Source organism: Pseudomonas sp. SZ57 (assembly GCF_009495975.1).
Lineage (GTDB): Bacteria > Pseudomonadota > Gammaproteobacteria > Pseudomonadales > Pseudomonadaceae > Aquipseudomonas > Aquipseudomonas syringae.
The window spans coordinates 1-19,631 of record NZ_WIBD01000022.1 but is presented as its reverse complement, the minus strand read 5'-3'; the positions used below and the strand labels follow the sequence as shown (position 1 = coordinate 19,631).

General features: G+C 61.4%; 18 protein-coding genes. 13 read left to right on the top strand and 5 right to left on the bottom strand.

Features of this window, described 5'->3' with window-relative positions; translation table 11 throughout:
• Positions 1-247 precede the first annotated feature (247 nt).
• Both rarD and GE543_RS19490 read right to left on the bottom strand, forming a co-directional pair.
• Positions 248-1,135: an EamA family transporter RarD gene (gene rarD, locus GE543_RS19500; RefSeq protein ID WP_153222176.1), complete on the bottom strand. Its 888-nt coding sequence runs from the start codon at positions 1,133-1,135 to the stop codon at positions 248-250.
• Positions 1,136-1,458: 323 nt separating this feature from the next.
• A complete protein-coding gene (locus GE543_RS19490; protein ID WP_003411854.1) occupies positions 1,459-2,433 on the bottom strand; it encodes a serine/threonine protein kinase in 975 nt (324 codons plus the stop codon).
• A gap of 194 nt (positions 2,434-2,627) precedes the next feature.
• On the opposite strand from GE543_RS19490, the gene GE543_RS19485 reads away from it, so the two are divergent.
• From GE543_RS19485 to GE543_RS19460, 6 genes are read left to right on the top strand one after another with little or no spacing between them, the layout of a single operon-like run.
• Entirely contained in the window at positions 2,628-3,647 is a 1,020-nt protein-coding gene (locus GE543_RS19485) for a substrate-binding domain-containing protein (protein WP_153222175.1), read from the top strand.
• Positions 3,631-4,632: an ABC transporter substrate-binding protein gene (locus GE543_RS19480; protein ID WP_003411850.1), complete on the top strand. Its 1,002-nt coding sequence runs from the start codon at positions 3,631-3,633 to the stop codon at positions 4,630-4,632. Before GE543_RS19485 ends, GE543_RS19480 begins: the two co-directional genes overlap by 17 nt.
• Positions 4,632-5,501 carry an iron ABC transporter permease gene (locus GE543_RS19475; protein ID WP_046271650.1) on the top strand — a complete coding sequence of 290 codons (870 nt, stop codon included), beginning with the start codon at positions 4,632-4,634 and terminating at the stop codon, positions 5,499-5,501. The genes GE543_RS19480 and GE543_RS19475 overlap by 1 nt, the downstream gene beginning before the upstream one ends.
• Positions 5,498-6,292 (top strand): ABC transporter permease, encoded by a 795-nt coding sequence (locus GE543_RS19470; RefSeq protein ID WP_003316181.1) that lies wholly within the window; start codon positions 5,498-5,500, stop codon positions 6,290-6,292. Before GE543_RS19475 ends, GE543_RS19470 begins: the two co-directional genes overlap by 4 nt.
• Complete coding sequence (locus tag GE543_RS19465) at positions 6,289-7,320, top strand: ABC transporter ATP-binding protein (protein WP_003411847.1); 1,032 nt, start codon at positions 6,289-6,291, stop codon at positions 7,318-7,320. The genes GE543_RS19470 and GE543_RS19465 overlap by 4 nt, the downstream gene beginning before the upstream one ends.
• A gap of 25 nt (positions 7,321-7,345) precedes the next feature.
• Positions 7,346-8,179 carry a phosphodiesterase gene (locus GE543_RS19460; RefSeq protein WP_003411846.1) on the top strand — a complete coding sequence of 278 codons (834 nt, stop codon included), beginning with the start codon at positions 7,346-7,348 and terminating at the stop codon, positions 8,177-8,179.
• 268 nt (positions 8,180-8,447) lie between these two features.
• On the opposite strand, the gene GE543_RS19450 is transcribed toward GE543_RS19460, so the two are convergent.
• The 3 genes from GE543_RS19450 to GE543_RS19440 all read right to left on the bottom strand — a co-directional run bounded on the left by GE543_RS19450 (position 8,448) and on the right by GE543_RS19440 (position 12,084).
• The gene (locus GE543_RS19450) at positions 8,448-10,364 is read right to left on the bottom strand and encodes a PhoX family phosphatase (RefSeq protein ID WP_024693535.1); all 1,917 of its coding nucleotides are present in this window, start codon (positions 10,362-10,364) and stop codon (positions 8,448-8,450) included.
• Between the two features lie 81 nt (positions 10,365-10,445).
• A complete protein-coding gene (locus GE543_RS19445) occupies positions 10,446-11,210 on the bottom strand; it encodes a TOBE domain-containing protein (protein WP_153222173.1) in 765 nt (254 codons plus the stop codon).
• A gap of 139 nt (positions 11,211-11,349) precedes the next feature.
• Positions 11,350-12,084, bottom strand: a complete 735-nt coding sequence (locus GE543_RS19440) for a ComF family protein (RefSeq protein WP_153222172.1) — start codon at positions 12,082-12,084, stop codon at positions 11,350-11,352.
• A 90-nt stretch (positions 12,085-12,174) separates the two neighbouring features.
• On the opposite strand from GE543_RS19440, the gene bioB reads away from it, so the two are divergent.
• From bioB to GE543_RS19405, 7 genes are all read left to right on the top strand, one after another.
• Positions 12,175-13,233 carry a biotin synthase BioB gene (gene bioB, locus GE543_RS19435; protein ID WP_003411838.1) on the top strand — a complete coding sequence of 353 codons (1,059 nt, stop codon included), beginning with the start codon at positions 12,175-12,177 and terminating at the stop codon, positions 13,231-13,233.
• 64 nt (positions 13,234-13,297) lie between these two features.
• Complete coding sequence (gene bioF / locus GE543_RS19430) at positions 13,298-14,488, top strand: 8-amino-7-oxononanoate synthase (RefSeq protein ID WP_153222171.1); 1,191 nt, start codon at positions 13,298-13,300, stop codon at positions 14,486-14,488.
• Positions 14,481-15,212, top strand: coding sequence for an alpha/beta fold hydrolase (locus GE543_RS19425; protein WP_003422640.1), 732 nt, complete (start codon positions 14,481-14,483; stop codon positions 15,210-15,212). The genes bioF and GE543_RS19425 overlap by 8 nt, the downstream gene beginning before the upstream one ends.
• Positions 15,205-16,014 (top strand): malonyl-ACP O-methyltransferase BioC, encoded by an 810-nt coding sequence (bioC, locus tag GE543_RS19420; protein WP_153222170.1) that lies wholly within the window; start codon positions 15,205-15,207, stop codon positions 16,012-16,014. The genes GE543_RS19425 and bioC overlap by 8 nt, the downstream gene beginning before the upstream one ends.
• A gap of 25 nt (positions 16,015-16,039) precedes the next feature.
• Positions 16,040-16,720, top strand: coding sequence for a dethiobiotin synthase (gene bioD, locus GE543_RS19415; protein WP_153222169.1), 681 nt, complete (start codon positions 16,040-16,042; stop codon positions 16,718-16,720).
• 153 nt (positions 16,721-16,873) lie between these two features.
• The gene (locus GE543_RS19410; RefSeq protein ID WP_003419817.1) at positions 16,874-17,170 is read left to right on the top strand and encodes a hypothetical protein; all 297 of its coding nucleotides are present in this window, start codon (positions 16,874-16,876) and stop codon (positions 17,168-17,170) included.
• 333 nt (positions 17,171-17,503) lie between these two features.
• A complete protein-coding gene (locus GE543_RS19405) occupies positions 17,504-19,309 on the top strand; it encodes a phenylacyl-CoA dehydrogenase (protein WP_003393572.1) in 1,806 nt (601 codons plus the stop codon).
• The last annotated feature ends 322 nt before the right edge of the window (positions 19,310-19,631 follow it).

Sequence of the window (19,631 nt, the reverse complement as noted above, 5' to 3'; positions counted from 1 at the left end):
AAATGTGCATAATTCAATGCTTGGAAAGGTGTCCGGGTTATCCAAGTTAATCGTGCACCTGCCTGTGGATAACCTGGGGGAATACCGTTGCGCGCCACACCCGCCGCGGCCTGGCGCGGACTGATCAAAAATTCAACAGTTTCAAGGGCTTGTGCACAGATAAGGTGAGTCTGCCTGTGGATAACCCTTGGAGAACCCTTTGCAGCCCACGTGCTGCGTGGGCTGCAAGGTTTTGACTGTTTTTTGATCAGTGACGACCGCGGGATTTCAGCCAGATATCCACACTGTAAATGGCCAGCCCCGCCCAGATGAAGGCGAAGGTGATGATGGTGCTGGTGGTCAGGTGTTCGCCATACAGCAGCACGGCCAGCAGCAGGACCAGTGTGGGCGCGATGTATTGCAGGAAGCCCAGGGTGGTGAAAGGCAAGTGGCGAGCGGCGGCGTTGAAGCACACCAGCGGTACCAGCGTGACCGGGCCTGCGGCGGCGAGCCAGATGGCTTGCGTCGTGGTCCAGAATTCTGGCTGGGCGCTCACTGCCGTCGGGTTGAGCGTCAGCCAGATCAGCGCCAGCGGCACGAGCATCCAGGTTTCCACCACCAGGCCGGGCAGGGCGGCGACCGGGGCTTGCTTACGTATCAGCCCATAGAACGCGAAGGTCAATGGCAGCGCTAGCGACACCCATGGCAGGCTGCCAACGTGCCAGACCTGCTGGGCGACACCAATGGCGGCGAAGGCGACCGCCAGCATTTGCAGGCGTCTGAGGCGCTCGCCCAGCAGCAACATGCCGAGCAGGACGTTGACCAGCGGGTTGATGTAATACCCGAGGCTGGCCTCCAGCATGCGCCCGTTGTTCACTGCCCAGACGTAGATGATCCAGTTGCTGGCGATCAGCGTACCGCTCAATGCCAGTACGGCCAGGCGTTGCGGATTGTTGCGCAGGTCGCGCCACCAGCCGGGATGCTTCCAGAACATCAGCACAATCGAGCCGAACAGCGCCGACCAGAGCGCGCGATGGATGATGATCTCGATGGCCGGGACCGCAGCGATGGCTTTGAAGTAGATGGGGAACAGGCCCCAGATGATGTAAGCACTCAGGCCCAGAATGTATCCACGGCGTGGATTGGCAGCTTGCATGGAGCGTCCCTTTAATACAGAAAATTCCGGTTTTATTGTGGGGTGATGCGGTGGGTGGTTTCGATTGTACTGACGCTGGAGCGCTCGATGTTATACACAGGTCCGACTGATCACGACATTTGTGCCGCGCCGCTCGCTCAGGATCGGACGCGGAGCGCCGCACGATAGTTGAGATTATCGTTCCTCACGCTCCAGCGTGGGAATGCCTTGAGTGACGCTCCGCGTCACAGATTTGCGCCGCACCGGACATTCAGGATCGGACGCGGAGCGTCCAGAACTGCATGCGACGCGGAGCGCCGCACGATAATCTGGGACTCATCAGCTCAAAACAGTTTCAACGGCTCTTCATTCAGTGCGGCCATCTGCTCACGCAGGGCCAGGATATGGTCGCCCCAGTAACGCTCCGTACCGAACCACGGAAAGCTGTGCGGAAAGGCCGGGTCATCCCAGCGACGGGCCAGCCAGGCGCTGTAGTGCATCAGGCGCAGGGCCCGCAGCGGTTCGATCAGGGCCAGTTCGCGTGGATCGAAATCATGAAATTCGTTGTAGCCGTCCATCAGTTCCGATAGCTGACCCAGACGTTCCTGGCGGTCGCCGGCCAGCATCATCCAGATATCCTGGACGGCAGGGCCAAGGCGGCAATCGTCCAGATCGACGATGTGGAACATCTCGTCGCGGCACATCATGTTGCCGGGGTGGCAGTCGCCGTGCATGCGGATGTTGGTGTGCGGTGTGGCCGCGTAAACGTCTTCGACACGCTTGAGCAGGTCGCGGGCCACCGACTCGTAAGCCGGCAGCAGGCTGCGCGGGATGCAGTCGTTTTCCAGGAGGAAATTGACCGAATCATGGCCGAAGTTCTTCACGCCCAGGGCTTCACGGTGGGCGAACGGTTTGGTCGAGCCGACGGCATGCAGACGCCCAAGCAACTGGCCCAGGCGATACAGCTGATCAAGATTGCCCGGCTCCGGCGCTCGTCCACCGCGGCGCGGGAACAGCGTGAAACGGAACCCGGCGTGCTCGAACAGGGTGGCGCCGTTGTGCACCATGGGCGCGACCACCGGCACTTCGACCTCGACCAGTTCAGCAGTGAAGCTGTGCTCTTCAAGGATAGCTTCGTTGCTCCAGCGCTGTGGGCGATAGAACTTGGCGATCAGCGGTTGGCCGTCTTCGATACCGACCTGATACACGCGGTTTTCGTAACTGTTGAGCGCCAGGATGCGGGCATCGCTGAGAAAACCGATGCTTTCGACAGCATCCAGAACCAGATCGGGAGTAAGTGTTGCAAACGGGTGAGCCATGACTACTCCTGCGCGCAGCAGGTTGCCGCGTCGGACCGCTGATGGTAACGCAGACCGGTCCCGCTTCGCCAAACCCCTTCCGTTTAATCTGCCCTCGGGCTCTTTTGTCATCAAAAAGTCATGAGTCGTTAGCGAGATGGCCATGTTCGACGCCTAGAGTTGCCGTCAATGAGATCGATCTCAAGCGAGCGACAATGACTGATCTGAAAGAGGTAGCGCATCTGGCCGGGGTTTCCCGAGCCACGGCGGCACGTGCCTTCGCAAGCCCCGACGTCGTGCGCCTGGAGACCCGCGAGCGAGTATTCGCCGCAGCCCGCGCCCTGGGTTTTCGCCCCAATCGGCTGGGCCGCCAGTTGCGTCTGCAAACCACCAACCTGATTGGCGTGGTGGTGCCCAACCTGCTCAATCCGGTGTTCGCCGAGCAGTTTCAGGCCATGGAGCGGGCGGCGCGGGCGCGGGGTTATAACCTGCTGCTGGCAACCACCGACTACACCGCAGAGCGTGAAAGCGCCGTGGTTGAGGAGTTGTTGCGTCAACGGGTCGACGGGCTGGTGCTGACGGTGACCGACGCCGAGCACAACCGGGTGCTGCAAAGCCTGATCAATGAAGACACCCCGTTCGTGCTGGCCTATCACCAGACCGGCAATCCGGATTACAGCGCGGTGTCTGTGGATAACCGGGCGGGCATGGCGCTGGCTACTCGATACCTGATCGATGCAGGCCATCAACGAGTCGCCATGGTCGCAGGCCCGGCCATGCAGTCCGACCGCGCCCGACTGCGTTATGAAGGCTATCGCGACGCCATGGCCGAGTGTGGGCTTGAAGCACGACCGGTGATTGAAATGCCTGCTCATACCAACGCTGATTTCGCTGCACTGGAACCCCTGTTACGTGGCCCGGACGCGCCCAGCGCGCTGGTCTGTTCCAACGATTTGCTGGCCATCAGCCTGATTGCCGAATTACGCCGCAACGGCTGGGCCGTTCCCGAGCGCCTGTCGGTAATCGGCTTCGACGGCATCGCCCTCGGCACGCAGATGCACCCGACCTTGTGCAGCGTGGTTCAGCCCATCGCCGAGCTGGCACACATCGTCATCGACCAATTACTGGCACGGATTGCTGGCGCAGTACCTGTTTCTCATTGTCTGCCGTGCCACATCCGGCCCGGCGAAAGCACCCAGCCCTACCAGGAGATGCTTCATGCTCAGCCTCAGTAAAACCCTCGCGGCACTGCTGTTATGCGGTGCGGCCAGCCTCGCCCAGGCCGCCGAAACCGCCATCTGCTACAACTGCCCGCCCGAATGGGCCGACTGGGGAACGCAGCTCAAGGCGATTGCCGACAGCACCGGTGTGCAGGTGCCGCTGGACAACAAGAACTCCGGCCAGGCCTTGGCGCAAATCGTTGCCGAGCAAGCCGCACCAGTCGCTGACGTGGTCTATTACGGCGTGACCTTCGGCCTGCAGGCGCAGAAGGCCGGTGTGGTCGACACCTACAAACCCAAACACTGGGACGAGATTCCGGCAGGCCTGAAAGACCCCGAAGGACACTGGTTCGCCATTCACTCCGGGACCCTCGGCATCATGGTCAACGTCGACGCACTGGGCGGTCTGCCGGTGCCGCAAAGCTGGGCGGATCTGCTCAAGCCCGAGTACAAGGGCATGGTCGGTTATCTCGACCCGTCCAGTGCGTTCGTCGGTTACGTGTCCGCCGTGGCGATCAACCAGGCCATGGGCGGCACGCTGGACAACTTCGGTCCGGCCATCGACTACTTCCAGAAACTGGCGAAAAACTCGCCCATCGTGCCCAAGCAAACCGCTTATGCACGCGTGCTGTCCGGCGAGCTGCCGATTCTGGTCGACTATGACTTCAATGCCTATCGCGCTCGCTATAAGGACAAGGCCAACGTCGCCTTCGTGATTCCCAAGGAAGGCACCATCGGCGTTCCGTATGTGATGAGCCTGGTGGCCAAGGCGCCGCATCGTGCCAACGCCGAGAAGGTGCTGGATTTCGTGCTGTCCGATGAAGGGCAGGCGCTGTGGGCCAAGGCCTATCTGCGTCCAGTGCGCTCGAAGATGCCTGCCGAGGTGGCTGCACAGTTCCTGCCGGACAGCGATTACGCCCGCGCCGGTGTGGTGGACTACCAGCACATGGCTGCCGTGCAGGAAGCTTTCGCTGCCCGTTATCTGCGTGAGGTGAAGTAATGTCGGCCTCGCCGGAACAAGCGCTGCCTCTGCGCAAGGGCGGATTTTTCAGGCTGCGGCTGCGCCCGACCGCTGCGGTGGCGCTGGCCCCGGCGATGGCGGTATTGCTGGCATTCTGGCTGCTGCCGCTGACCCATCTGATCATGCTCGGTACGCAAGGATCTGATGGCAATGGCAGCGGTTACTGGCAGGTCCTGAGCAGTGCTCAGTACCTGGGCAGTCTGGTGCAAACCTGCCTGCTGGCGCTGGTGGTAACGCTCGCGGCGTTGCTGGTCGGCGGCATCAGCGGTGTGTTTCTGGCCCGCAACCACTTCTTCGGACGCTCTGCGCTGGTGGCCTTGCTGACCTTCCCACTGGCGTTTCCCGGTGTGGTGGTCGGCTTTCTGGTGATTCTGCTGGCCGGTCGCCAGGGCATCTTCGCCGCGCTCGGGCTGCATCTGGCGGGCGAGCGCTGGGTGTTCGCCTACTCGCTGACCGGGCTGTTCATCGGCTATCTGTATTTCTCGATTCCGCGCGTGATTCTGACAGTCATGGCCGCTTGCGAAAGCCTGGACCGCAGCCTTGAAGAAGCGGCGCATTCGCTGGGTGCCGGTCATTGGCGCGTGGTGTGCGATGTGATCATTCCGGGGCTGGCGCCCGCGCTGGTGTCCTGCGGCGCGATCTGCTTCGCCACGTCGATGGGCGCCTTCGGCACGGCCTTTACCCTGGGCACGCGCCTGAACGTCACGCCGGTAGCGATCTACAACGTGTTCACCAATTACGCCAACTTCACGGTGGCCGCCGCGCTGTCAGTCATCCTCGGGCTGGTGACGTGGGCAGTGCTGTTGCTGGCCCGTCGCATGGTCGGTAAATCGGGAGTTGTCCTGTGAAACGTTCACCGCTGTTCGTGGCGCAACTGGCGTTCACTCTGTTGGTCTGTGCGTTCATGCTGGTGCCGGTGGTGCTGTCGCTGCTGGCCGGCCTGACGCGCAATTATTTTCTCGGTCTGTCGAGCGGTCTGACCTTCGACTGGCTGGTGCAGGTCTGGCAGGCCTATTCACCCACCGTCTGGCTGTCGTTGCAACTGGCCGTGGCCTGCGCAATCTGCGTGTGCCTGGTGGGTGTTCCAGCCGCGTATGCACTGGTGCGCATGAACAATCGCTTCAGCCGGGCCTTCGAGGAATTGATGGTCTTACCCGTCGCCATGCCCGGCCTGGCCAGCGCCCTCGCGTTATTGCTGACCTACGGCCAGTTCGGCGGCTTTCGCAGCAGCTGGTTGTTCATTCTGGTCGGCCACGTGTTGTTCACCCTGCCGTTCCTGGTGCGCCCGGTCATGGCGGTGATGCAGCGTCAGCAACTGCCGGTGCTCGAAGAGGCTGCCGCCAGCCTTGGTGCCGGGCCGATCAAGCGTTTCTTCAGTGTGGTGGTGCCTAACTGCCGGGCCGGGATTCTTGCCGGTGTGCTGATGGTCGTGACCTTGTCATTGGGCGAGTTCAACCTGACTTGGATGCTGCACACCCCCATGACCAAAACCCTGCCGGTCGGTCTGGCCGACAGTTACGCCTCGGCCCGACTGGAAGTCGCCAGCGCCTACACCCTTCTTTTTCTGTTGCTGATTGTGCCGCTGCTGATTGCGTTGCAGGCCATCAGCGCGCGTCTTGCCCGTGGAGAGAGCCGATGAGCGGAACCACCATTCGCCTGAAAGGCTGCCGCAAGGCATTTGCCGACGGCACCGTTGCTGTAAAGGATCTGCACCTGACCATCGAGCCCGGCGAAACGCTGGCGATTCTCGGTCCGTCCGGTTGCGGCAAGACCACCACCTTGCGGCTGATTGCCGGGCTTGAACGTCCGGACGTCGGGCAGGTGTTGTTCGATGATCAGGACGTGACACGTCTGCCCATCGAGCGGCGCGACGTGGGCATGGTGTTTCAGAACTACGCGTTGTTTCCCAACCTCGATGTGGCCGGCAATATCGTTTACGGCCTGAAGATTCGTGGTTTGTCGGCTGCCGAGCGCAACAAGCGTTGCGATGAGTTGCTGGAACTGGTCGGTTTGACCGGCCACGGCAATCGCCGCGTCAACGAGCTGTCTGGCGGGCAGCGCCAACGGGTCGCTCTGGCCCGGGCACTGGCGCCGCGTCCCCGGGTGCTGTTGCTCGACGAACCGCTGGCGGCACTGGACGCGCAGTTGCGCGAGCGCTTGCGCAGTGAACTGGACCAGTTGCTGCGTGGGCTGGGCATCACCTCGGTGTTCGTCACCCACGATCAGGGCGAGGCAATGGCCCTGGGTGACCGGATTCTGGTCATGGAAAAAGGCTGCGTCTCGCAATTGGCGACGCCGAGGGAAATCTATCAACAGCCTGCCAATGCGTTCGTCGCCGGGTTTGTCGGCAATCTGAACGCGTTCAGCGTGGTCGAGCGCACCCCGTCAGGCCTCAAGGTGAGCGGTGGCGAGCTGCCGTGGCACGGGGCTGACGTACCGGGCACGGTCTACTGCCGCCCCGAGCACCTGCGTTTGATGTCTGGAAACGGCCATCTTCATGGGCGTCTGGTCGGGCAGTTTTTTCAGGGCGCGCAAAGTCGTTTGCTGGTCGATGTCGGTGGCCCGCAGCCGCTGCTGGTGGACAGCACCGACAACGTGATTTACGCCGCCAACGCAGTCATTGCCTTGAGTGTCGACCCGCAAGTGCTGTTTACCCTGCATTCGTGAAGTCGTTTTTCGTAGAGAGATTATTTTGAATCGTCCGTTTCTTATTGCCCAGATCAGTGACCTGCACCTCAAAGCCGACGGCCGCCTGACTTATGGTGTGGTCGACACCCTGGGTGCGTTGCGCCGCGCGGTCGCGCACATCAATGCCAGCAAGCAGCGCCCCGACATCGTGGTGATCAGCGGTGACCTGGTGGACTTCGGTCGCGAGGACGAATACGCCGTGCTCAAGCCGGAGCTGGAACGTCTGCAGATGCCGTTTTATCTGGTGCCCGGCAATCATGACGATCGGCACAACCTGCTGGCTGCGTTTGCCGAGCAGGTGTACCTGCCGTTGTCGGCCAGCGGGCCTCTGGACTGGGTGGTTGAGAAATACCCGGTGCGTCTGATCGGCATGGACACGACCATTCCCGGCGAGCATGGCGGGCAACTGGATTACTGTCAGCTGGACTGGTTGCACGCGCAGTTGTCCCGTCGTCCTTACGTGCCGACCGTGATCGTCATGCACCACCCGCCGTTCATTACCGGCATAGGGCACATGGACCGCGAACCCTTCGGCAACGCATCGGCGCTGGAGCGCGTGATCGCCCAGCATCCGCAAGTGGAGCGTTTGCTGTGCGGACATTTGCATCGACCGATGCAACGACGTTTCGGAGGCAGCGTGGCGAGCATCTGCCCGGGCACCTCACACCAGATCGTCCTCGACCTCGACGAAGCCGCGCCTGCACATTTCAATCTGGAACCGGCAGGCTATGTGCTGCACCGCTGGCAATCGGAGCAGGGGTTTGTCAGCCATAACGCCGTGTTCGGCGACTATGAAGGGCCGTACCCGTTCTACGATGTGAACGGGTTGATTGATTAATGGATTGCTCATCGCTCCCACGCTCTGCGCCCGGCGTGATACTCGAGTCTTGATGAGCCCGGAAAGCGGGGCTCGACGCGCAGTATCAGGCGGAGTAAAGATCCTTGTGGGAGTGAGCTTGCTCACGAAGACGGTGTTTCAGTCGATGAATTTTCGACGATCATACAGCCCTCTTCGCGAACAAGTTCGCTCCCACGGCCTCCGGCCAGAATCAATAGCAGACCTTTATATAACGATGAGCGATCTGCGTCCTGTTCCTGATTGCCGATCAGGCGCCGATAACGCCGCCATCCTCCCGGGTGATGACCATCACCGATGAGCGCGGTTTGCCGTTGGGCAAATGCTCGGGGAAGGTAGAGCCGCCGTTCTCACCAGGATGCTGGATGCCGATGAACATCGTCCGGTAGTCAGGCGCAAAGCTGATACCGGTGATTTCGCAACCGACCGGCCCGACCAGAAAACGGCGGATCTCGCCGCTGGCAGGGTCGGCGCAGAGCATCTGGTTGTTGCCCATGCCAGCGAAGTCGCCCTTGTTGCTGGAATCGCCATCGGTCTGAATCCACAGCCGACCCGACCGATCGAAACTCAGGCCGTCCGGGCTGTTGAACATATTCTGCGCGTTGATGTTGCTCGACCCGGCCTGTGGCGTACCGGCATGTACGGTCGGGTTGCCCGCGACCACAAACAGGTCCCACTCGAACGCCATCGCCGACGCATTGTTGCCGCCTTCGCGCCAGCGCAGGATCTGCCCGTACTGGTTCTTGGCGCGTGGATTCGGCCCGCCGACAGGTTGACCTTCTTCGCCGCGCTTGCTGTTGTTGGTCAGCGTGCAATACACCTGGCCATCCTTGGGGCTGACCACGATCCATTCCGGGCGGTCCATGCGCGTGGCCTTGACCACACTGGCGGCCAGGCGCGCATGAATCAACACTTCAGCCTGATTATTGAAACCGGCAGCGGCATCGAGGCCGTTCTTGCCGTGTTTCAGTTCGATCCACTGGCCATTGCCCTTTGGATGATCCGGGTTGCCGTTGCCAGCGTCGAATTGCGCCACGTACAAGGTGCCGTGGTCCAGCAGGTCGCGATTGGCTTTCGGGTTCTTGCGATCGATCCGGTCGCGGCTGATGAACTTGTAGATGAACTCGCCACGCTCGTCGTCGCCCATGTACACCACGGCGCGCCCGTCCCTGGTTTGCGTGAAGGCGGCGTTTTCGTGCTTGAAACGCCCGAGCGCCGTGCGCTTGACCGGCGTCGATTCAGGGTCGAACGGATCGATCTCGACCACCCAGCCATGACGATTGACCTCGTTGGGGTTTTTCGCCACGTCGAAGCGCGGGTCGTGCGGGTGCCAGTTGATCTCTTTGCTGGCAGCCACGACGCCGTAGCGCTTCATGCCCGCATCGAATGTCTGCTCCGCGTTGCTGCTGCCGAAGCAATCGGTGAAGTTCTCTTCACAGGTCAGGTACGTGCCCCACGGCGTCTGGCCGCTGGAGCAGTTCTGGAAAGTCCCCAGAACGCGGGTGCCGGTCTTGTCGGCGTCAGTCTTGAGCCAGTCGTGACCGGCCGCCGGGCCACTCAGCCTGATTGGCGTATTGCCATGCACGCGACGGTTGTAACGCGAGTCCTGCACGAACTGCCATTTGCCGTTTTTCTGCTGTACCTCGATCACTGACACGCCTTCTGCGGCGAGTGCCTTGCGTACTTCTTCGGCCGATTGCGGCTCCTTGCCATGCTCGAAGAGGTAGCGGTAGTTGGTGTATTCGTTGTTGATCGCCAGCAAAGCACGGTCTTTGCGACCCCGCATCGGGAACAGACACATGCCGTCGTTGTTGTCGCCGAACTGCACCTCCTGAGCCTGGGCAGTACCCTTGCCACTCGGGTCGAACGCCGGACCGCCCGCGCGCAGAGGCTGGCCCCAACTGATCAGTACCGAGGATCTGTAACCTGCCGGCAGGCTGATGCTGTCTGCGGTGGCAGCAGGGATGCTCTGGAAACCGAGCAATCTGCCAGACGCCGCGCTGACGCTGTCCGCCAGGACGGTGCGGCTGAGCAGGTTGCCGCCGAGGAACATCGCCGCGCCGCACAATGCGCCCGCGCTGATGAAACCGCGGCGGGTGAGGCCGACCTTGTCGGCGCCGACCAGGTTTTCCAGGTCAGTGGTCTGGTTTTCTTCTAATAGTTTCATCATCACGGCTCCCTCGAATATGGCAGCCACCTTAGTGCGCGCATATGACGAAATTGTGTCGTGGTGATGACCTGCCAGCGCTTACAACGGTATACCCAGCAGTACCAGTGAAGCTGCAAATCTTGCCTGCACCGTTGCGCCGGTTTTCAGCTGCTGTGCATGCAGGTGCTCAGGTGTCGCCAGGGCGCACAGCGTCTGGCCGCCGGGCAGTGTGATGCGTACTTCGCTTGGGCCATCTTCAGCGTCGGTCACGCTGTCGATTCGGCCGACCAGGCAATTGTTTCCATTTGTTTCTTCTCTGTTGTCTGCGTGCAGTTCCAGCCAGCCGGCCTTGATCAGTGCAACCACCTCCGTGCCGTTTTCCAGCTCCAGACGCAGGGTGCTGTCATGGGTGACCTGTGCTTCGATAAACACCTCGTCAGCCAATTGCAGGCGAACCTGATCGTTGTGCCCCTGACGGGTGATGCTGACGATCCGCCCCAGCAACTGGTTACGTGCGCTGGTGCGCAGGGTCAGGCGATTGAGCAAGTCCAGATCGCTGCTGTCTTCGGCGGCTTCCAGCACCTGGGCCTGCAATGCCTGGACGCGCTGATAGAGACGCAGTACTCGCTGGCCCTCGACCGACAACTTCGCGCCACCCCCGCCGCGCCCGCCGACACTGCGCTCTACCAGCGGTTTTTGCGCGAGATTGTTCAACTCGTCAATGGCGTCCCAGGCCGCCTTGTAGCTCAGCCCTGCGCTTTTCGCAGCACGGGTGATCGAGCCCTGTTCGGCAATATGCTGCAGCAGCGCAATGCGTTGCGGGCGGCGGACCATGTGTTGCGTCAGTAAGGTGGGTAGGGACATGGTCATCCGGAGCGGTCGAGTAGGAGAGGGCAGTATGATCGTTCTCGCGGATGGCGTCGAAAACCGGACGCGGAGCGTCCCGAAAGGCATTACCACGCTGGAGCGTGGGAACGATATTAAAGCAGACGCGCAGGGGCCATTAGTCCCCCGGCTTTGGCGTTCGTGCCAGGCAATACACGTCGACCCGCCGCGCACCGGCGTTGCTCAATAAACGTGCAATGACCTCTGCTGTCGAGCCCGTGGTGAGTACGTCATCGACCAGCGCCAGATGCCTGCCTTGTACCCAATCGGGATCAGTCAGAGTGAAGGCGCCGCGCAGGTTGCGTTTGCGGGCTTTGGCGTCCAGGCCCTGTTGTGCGGTTGTTTCCCGGCTGCGCAATACGTGGTCTTCGTCGACGGGCAGTTGCAGCTGTTTACCCAGCCAGCCGGCCAGCATTGCCGCCTGATTGTAGCCACGCTGGCGCAAGCGTTTGTTGGCCAACGGCACCGGAATGAGGCAGTCGGGACGTGGCAGGTCTTCCTCGAAGCGGTGCTGCAGATAGTGCGCGCACAGTTCCGCCAGCAGTCGTCCCATGGGCCATTTACCGTTATGTTTGAAGCGGGTGATCAAACCGTCGACCGGGAATTCGTACAGCCAGGGCGCGATGACCTGCGTAAAGCCAGGCGGTTGCTTGCAGCATTGCGCGCAGCTCATGCCTGAACGGGGTAACGGCAGCGCACAGCACACACAAGCGTTGCCCAGCCACGGCAGCTCTGCTTCGCACGGCACGCAGATGGGCGTGGGAACCTCACTGCGTTCATCACATAACAAACAGGATTGTTTGTTTTTTAACCAGATGTAAACCTCGTGCGGGTAGCTGGGTTGACAGCGCATGGCTCTTCCTTAAATATGCCCGACATCCGTGTAGCGCCTGGGGTCTTTCCCGCCCTCGCGCATTGCCCAGAAACACCAAGGAGCCGCCCGATGAGCGCCAGCACCACCGCCACTTTGCGTCACGACTGGACTTTAGCCGAGGTCAGGGCGCTGTTCGTACAGCCATTCAATGACCTGCTGTTTCAGGCGCAAACGGTGCACCGTGCTCATTTCGACGCCAACCGCGTGCAAGTCTCCACGCTGCTGTCGATCAAGACCGGCGCCTGCCCGGAAGACTGTAAGTACTGTCCGCAGTCCGGCCACTACAACACCGGTCTTGAGAAAGAAAAACTGCTGGAAGTGCAGAAGGTGCTTGAAGAAGCCGCGCGTGCCAAGGCCATTGGTTCGACCCGTTTCTGCATGGGCGCGGCCTGGAAACATCCCTCCGCCAAGGACATGCCTTACGTGCTGGAGATGGTCAAAGGCGTGAAAGCCATGGGCATGGAAACCTGCATGACCCTGGGCCGCCTAGATCAAGAACAGACCGAAGCGCTGGCCACCGCGGGCCTGGACTACTACAACCACAACCTCGACACCTCGCCGGAGTTCTACGGCAGCATCATCACCACCCGTACCTACGGCGAACGCCTGCAAACCCTGGCCTACGTGCGCGATGCGGGGATGAAGATCTGTTCCGGTGGCATTCTGGGCATGGGCGAGTCCCTCGATGACCGCGCAGGGCTGCTGATCCAGCTGGCGAACCTGCCAGAGCACCCGGAGTCGGTGCCGATCAACATGCTGGTCAAGGTCGCCGGCACGCCGCTGGAAAACGCCGAAGATGTCGACCCGTTCGATTTCATTCGCATGCTCGCCGTAGCACGGATTCTCATGCCGAAATCCCACGTGCGCCTGTCCGCCGGTCGCGAAGCGATGAACGAGCAAATGCAGGCACTGGCGTTTTTCGCCGGGGCCAACTCGATTTTCTACGGCGACAAGCTGCTGACCACTGCCAACCCGCAAGCCGACAAGGACATGCTGCTGTTCTCGCGTCTGGGCATCAAGCCCGAAGCGGGCGAAGGGCATGCCGACGAAGTGCACCAGGCCGCTATCGAACAGGCGCTGGTCGAACAGCAAAGCAGCTCGATGTTCTACGACGCCGCCTCTGCCTGATCCGTTGAATGGGCCGGTCTGTTCCGACCCGTTTTGAATTGTCATTTTCCGGACCGGGGCCTGCATGTCTTTCGATCTCCGCACGCGCCTCGATGCCCGTCGCGCCGCCCACCTCTATCGTCAGCGTCCGCTGCTGCAAAGTCCGCAAGGGCCGCAGGTCATCGTCGACGGCCACCCTTTGCTGGCGTTCTGCAACAACGATTACATGGGGCTGGCCAATCATCCCGAGGTGATCGCTGCCTGGCAGGCGGGTGCCGAGCGCTGGGGCGTGGGCGGCGGGGCTTCGCATCTGGTGATCGGCCACAGCGCGCCGCACCACGAACTCGAAGAAGCGCTGGCCGAGCTGACCGGTCGTCCGCGCGCACTGTTGTTCTCCAATGGCTACATGGCCAACCTCGGCGCGGTGACGGCGTTGGTCGGGCAGGGCGATACGGTGCTGGAAGACCGTCTCAACCACGCCTCGCTGCTGGATGCCGGTCTGCTCAGCGGCGCACGGTTTTCGCGCTATCTGCACAACGATGTGAGCAGCCTGGAAGCCCGCCTGGAAAAATCCGTGGGCGATACCCTGGTAGTGACCGACGGGGTGTTCAGCATGGACGGCGACATCGCTGATCTGCCCGCGCTGGCCCGTTCGGCGAGGGCCAAAGGGGCCTGGCTGATGGTGGATGATGCCCACGGCTTCGGCCCTTTGGGTGCCAACGGCGCCGGTATCGTCGAGCACTTCGGCCTGAGCATGGATGACGTGCCCGTGCTGGTCGGCACCCTGGGCAAGTCGTTCGGCACTTCCGGGGCGTTCGTGGCCGGCAGTGAAGAACTGATCGAAACCCTGATCCAGTTCGCCCGGCCTTACATTTACACCACCAGCCAGCCGCCCGCGCTTGCCTGCGCCACCTTGAAAAGCCTGCAGCTGCTGCGTACCGAGCATTGGCGTCGCGAGCATCTGACCCGGCTGATCCAGCAGTTTCGGCGCGGTGCCGAGCAGATCGGGCTGCAACTGATGGACAGCTTTACCCCGATCCAGCCGATCATGATCGGTGATGCCGGTCGCGCCTTGCGCCTCTCGCAATTGCTTCGCGAGCGCGGCCTGCTGGTCACCGCCATTCGCCCGCCCACCGTGCCTGCGGGCAGCGCGCGACTTCGTGTGACGTTGTCTGCCGCGCACAGCGAAGCCGACGTGCAGCTATTATTGAACACTCTGGAGCAGTGCTACCCGCTGCTGGATGCCAGCCACTCCTCGGAGCCTGTTCATGCGTGATCGTCTGATTCTGTTGCCAGGCTGGGGCCTTGGCGTTTCGCCGCTGGAGCCGCTTGCCGCTGCGTTGCGCGGGCTGGATGAGCACCTGCGGGTTGAAGTCGAGCCATTGCCGGATATCGACAGCTGCGACTTGCCAGACTGGCTCGACGAACTGGACACCAACCTGCCAGACGACGCCTGGCTGGGCGGCTGGTCATTGGGTGGCATGCTCGCGGCTGAACTGGCAGCGCGTCGCGGCGACCGTTGCTGCGGGTTGCTGACGCTGGCCAGCAACGCCTGCTTCGTCACCCAAGGGGCGTGGCCGAATGCGATGCCCGCGCAGGATTTCGAGGCGTTTCTGGCTGGCTGTGCCGATGATCCGGACCTGACCCTCAAGCGTTTCAGCCTGTTATGCACGCAAGGCGCAGAGGACCCGCGCGGTCTGGCGCGGCTGCTCAAGGCCGGCGCACCGCACCTGTCGAAAACGGCGTTGATCGACGGCCTGAAAATACTCCGGCAACTCGACACCCGCAGCGCGCTGCAAACCTATCGTGGCCCGCAACTGCACCTGTTCGCCGGGCTGGATGCCTTCGTGCCCGCCGAGGCAGCAGGTGATCTGCTGGCCTTGTTGCCGGATGTCGAAGTGGGCCTGATCGAGCAGGCCAGTCATGCCTTCCTGCTGGAAAACCCTCATGGGGTAGCGGCCGCGATCCACGCCTTTCTGCACGAGCTGGACGATGACTGATCTTTCAATCCCCAAACCACCTTCTGTCTTGCCTGACAAACGTCAGGTCGCCGCATCGTTTTCCCGCGCAGCAGGCAGCTATGACAGCGTTGCCGAACTGCAGCGCAACGTCGGTAATGAGCTGCTCATGCGTTTGCCTGCGCAATGCAAACCGTCCCGCTGGCTGGATCTGGGCAGCGGCACTGGCTATTTCAGCCGGGCGCTGGCGCAGACGTTCACTGGCAGCGAAGGTATTGCACTGGATATCGCCGAAGGCATGTTGCGTCATGCCCGACCCTTGGGTGGCGCAAAGCACTTCATTGCGGGTGACGCCGAGCACCTGCCGCTGCGTGACCAGAGCTGCGGGCTGATTTTTTCCAGCCTGGCGGTGCAGTGGTGCGCCGATTTCGCCGCAGTGCTCAGTGAAGCTCAGCGCGTTTTGCAGCCAGGCGGCGTATTCGCCTTTGCCAGCCTGTGTGTCGGCACGTTGTACGAGCTGCGCGACAGTTGGCAGGCCGTGGACGGCCGGGTGCATGTGAACCGTTTTCGTCATGAGGATGACTATCGCCAACTGTGCGCGGCGAGCGGCCTGCAAGTGCGCAGCCTCGATGTTTGCCCGCAGGTTCTGCATTACCCGGATGTGCGCAGCCTGACGCACGAATTGAAGGCGCTCGGTGCGCACAATCTCAACCCTGGACGGCCCAATGGCCTGACCGGGCGCGAGCGAATCATGGGCATGGTTCAGGCCTATGAAGGCTTCCGCCAGGACGCCGGATTGCCCGCTACCTATCAAGTGCTGTACGCGGTGCTTGAAAAAAACTGATGGACTGACAGGAAAGACTGCTGAGATGACTGCCGCCTACTTCATCACCGGAACCGATACCGACGCCGGCAAGACCACGGTGGCTGCCGGTTTGCTGCATGCCGCCCGAGCGTCCGGCCTGAGCACGGCCGCCGGCAAGCCCGTCGCGTCCGGTTGTTTTGTCACGCCACAGGGGCTGCGCAACCCGGATGCCTTGGCGTTGCTGGCCGAGTGTTCTGTCGAGCTGGATTACGCTGAAGTCAATCCGCTGGCCTTCGAGCCGGCCATCGCTCCGCACCTGGCAGCACGCGAAGCCGGCGTCGCGTTGACGGTCGATTCGGTGCTGCAACCCATGCGGCATATGCTCGCCAGACAGGCCGATTTCACCCTGATCGAGGGGGCGGGCGGCTGGCGCGTGCCGCTGTCCGGGCAGAGCACGTTGTCCGATCTGGCCATTGCTCTGGATCTGCCGGTGATTCTGGTGGTGGGCGTGCGCCTGGGTTGTATCAATCATGCGGTGCTGACTGCTGAAGCGATTGCCCGTGACGGGTTACGTCTGGCCGGCTGGGTGGCCAACATCGTGGATGCCGACACCTCGCGGCTTGAAGAAAACCTCGCCACGCTGGTCGAGCGTCTGCCCGCACCTTGTCTGGGGCAGGTGCCGCGCTTGAACGAGGCAAGTGCCGAAAATGTGGCGCAGTATCTCGATTTGAAGGTGTTGAGCTGACAGCGCCGTTATGTCGCTGACCGGCAAGACAGTTTTGGAATTTCAAGAGTCAGGCTATCGTGCGGCCTAGTGCCATTAGTCTGTTTGTCGAGTATTTCCGGGCAAATGCTGGTTCAATGGCATGTGTTCGTTTTTTGAACTGAGGATCGGCTTATGCAAATCACCATGAACAACACCCTCTACCCGGGCCTTAGCGCAATGCAGGTCGGGCAAAGTCGTGTGGATCAGGCGGCCACCCAGATTGCCAGCTCCAATATCGAAGTGTCGGGCAGAAGCCAGTCTTCTGACTTTCAGCTCGAGAACCTGCGCTCGGTTGATCGCAGCCAGCGTTCCGACCTGTCGTCCAACATGGTCGAACTCGAGGCCGGCAAGGATCAGTTTGCAGCCGGACTGGCTGCGCAGAAAGCCAGCAATGAAATGCTCGGCACGCTGATTGACACCTACGCCTGATTTTCGCGTCAATTCTCGCCGTGCCCTCAGCGCACGGCGTTGCTCCCTGAATTTCTCCGCATCATTGTCCTGTATCACGCCTGCACCTCGCTTCGCCCTCCACTAGACTTTTGCTTACGCTTCTCTCGCCCCCGCACGACGTACGCCTGCGTGGCTTATGCATGGGCCGTGGACGAATGGTGCGTGCTTCGCTATTGACAAGGTTTGGGCGTAAACGTATGTTTCAAACACCTGTTTGACCGCGACGCATACGAGATTGTCTGGCGCTTGAGGGTGTCTCTCCAGCGACCGCCCGGTCATTCGTTCCAGGATTCATCAGCAGAGGTTATCGCTATGCCTGACTACAAGGCCCCCTTGCGTGATATTCGTTTTGTTCGTGATGAACTGCTCGGCTATGAAGCGCACTATCAGAGTCTGCCAGCCTGTCATGACGCCACTCCGGACATGGTCGACGCCATTCTGGAAGAGGGCGCCAAGTTCTGTGAGCAGGTGCTGGCGCCGCTGAACCGTGTGGGCGATACCGAGGGTTGCACCTGGAGCGAGTCGGGCGTGAAGACGCCGACCGGCTTCAAACAGGCTTACAAACAGTTCGTCGAAGGCGGCTGGCCGAGTCTGGCGCATGACGTTGCGCACGGCGGTCAGGGTCTGCCCGAGTCGCTGGGCCTGGCGGTCAGCGAGATGGTCGGTGAAGCCAACTGGTCGTGGGGCATGTACCCGGGCCTGTCGCATGGCGCGATGAACACGATCTCCGAGCACGGCACGCCCGAGCAGCAGGACGCGTACCTGACCAAGCTGGTATCCGGCGAATGGACCGGCACCATGTGCCTGACCGAGTCGCATTGCGGCACCGACCTGGGCATGCTGCGTACCCGCGCAGAGCCTCAGGCTGACGGGACCTATAAGGTTACCGGCACCAAGATCTTCATTTCCGCTGGCGAACACGACATGGCCGATAACATCGTCCACATCGTGCTGGCCCGCCTGCCGGACGCACCGGCTGGCACCAAAGGCATTTCGCTGTTCATCGTGCCCAAGTTCCTTTCGGCTGCCGATGGCGGCATCGGTGAGCGTAACGCGGTGAATTGTGGTTCCATCGAGCACAAGATGGGCATTCACGGCAATGCCACCTGCGTGATGAACTTCGACGGCGCGACCGGCTACCTGATCGGCCCGGCGAACAAGGGCCTGAACTGCATGTTCACGTTCATGAACACCGCGCGTCTGGGCACTGCACTGCAAGGTCTGGCACACGCCGAAGTCGCTTTCCAGGGCGGCCTGCAATATGCCCGTGACCGCCTGCAAATGCGTTCGCTGACCGGCCCCAAGGCACCGGAAAAAGCCGCTGACCCGATCATCGTTCACCCTGATGTGCGTCGCATGCTGCTGACCATGAAGGCGTTCGCCGAAGGCACGCGTGCCATGGTGTACTTCACCGCCAAGCAGGTCGACATCGTCAAGTACAGCGAAGACCCGGAGCAAAAGAAAGCTGCTGACGCATTGCTGGCGTTCATGACCCCGATTGCCAAGGCGTTCATGACGGAAGTGGGCTTCGAAGCTGCCAACCACGGCGTGCAGGTCTACGGCGGCCACGGTTTCATTGCCGAGTGGGGCATGGAGCAGAACGTTCGCGACAGCCGGATTTCGATGCTGTACGAAGGCACCACCGGTATTCAGGCGCTCGACCTGCTGGGCCGCAAGGTGCTGATGACCCAGGGCGAAGCGCTCAAGGGCTTCACCAAGATCGTTCACAAGTTCTGCCAGAGCAATGAAGGCAACGAAGTTGTGCAGGAGTTTGTGACGCCACTGGCTGCGCTGAACAAGGAGTGGGGCGACCTGACCTTGAAAGTGGGCATGGCGGCGATGAAGGATCGCGAAGAAGTGGGTGCTGCATCGGTGGACTACATCATGTTCTCCGGCTATGCCTGCCTGGCGTACTTCTGGGCCGACATGGCGCGTGTTGCGGCCGAGAAGCTGGCGGCCGGTGCGTCGGACGAGGCATTCTATCGCGCGAAGATCCAGACCGCGCGTTTCTACTTCCAGCGCATCCTGCCGCGCACCCGTACCCACGTGGCGGCCATTCTGTCGGGTGCTGCCAACCTGATGGACATGAAAGAAGAAGACTTCGGCCTGGCTTACTAAGCTTCGCTGGCTTCATGAAAACCGCCTGATCGCTGATCAGGCGGTTTTTTTATGGGTGCGTTTCAGCGCATGGCTGTATTCGGATTGCCGGCGAGACCTGAGAAGGCGCTCAGGCCCTGCGCATAGTCACGATGTTCTCCAGGACACCTCTCGTTCCTCACGCTCCGCGTGGGAATGCAGTTCGTGACGCTCTGTGTCACACGGCGGTTTTTCTTTGTCAGGTGGATTTGGGTTCGGCTCAGGTCACCTTTTCGCCCCTCGGCGACTTACTTTGATGAGGCCAAAGTAAGCAAACCCCCAGGCTCCGTTTCCGGCCCGACTT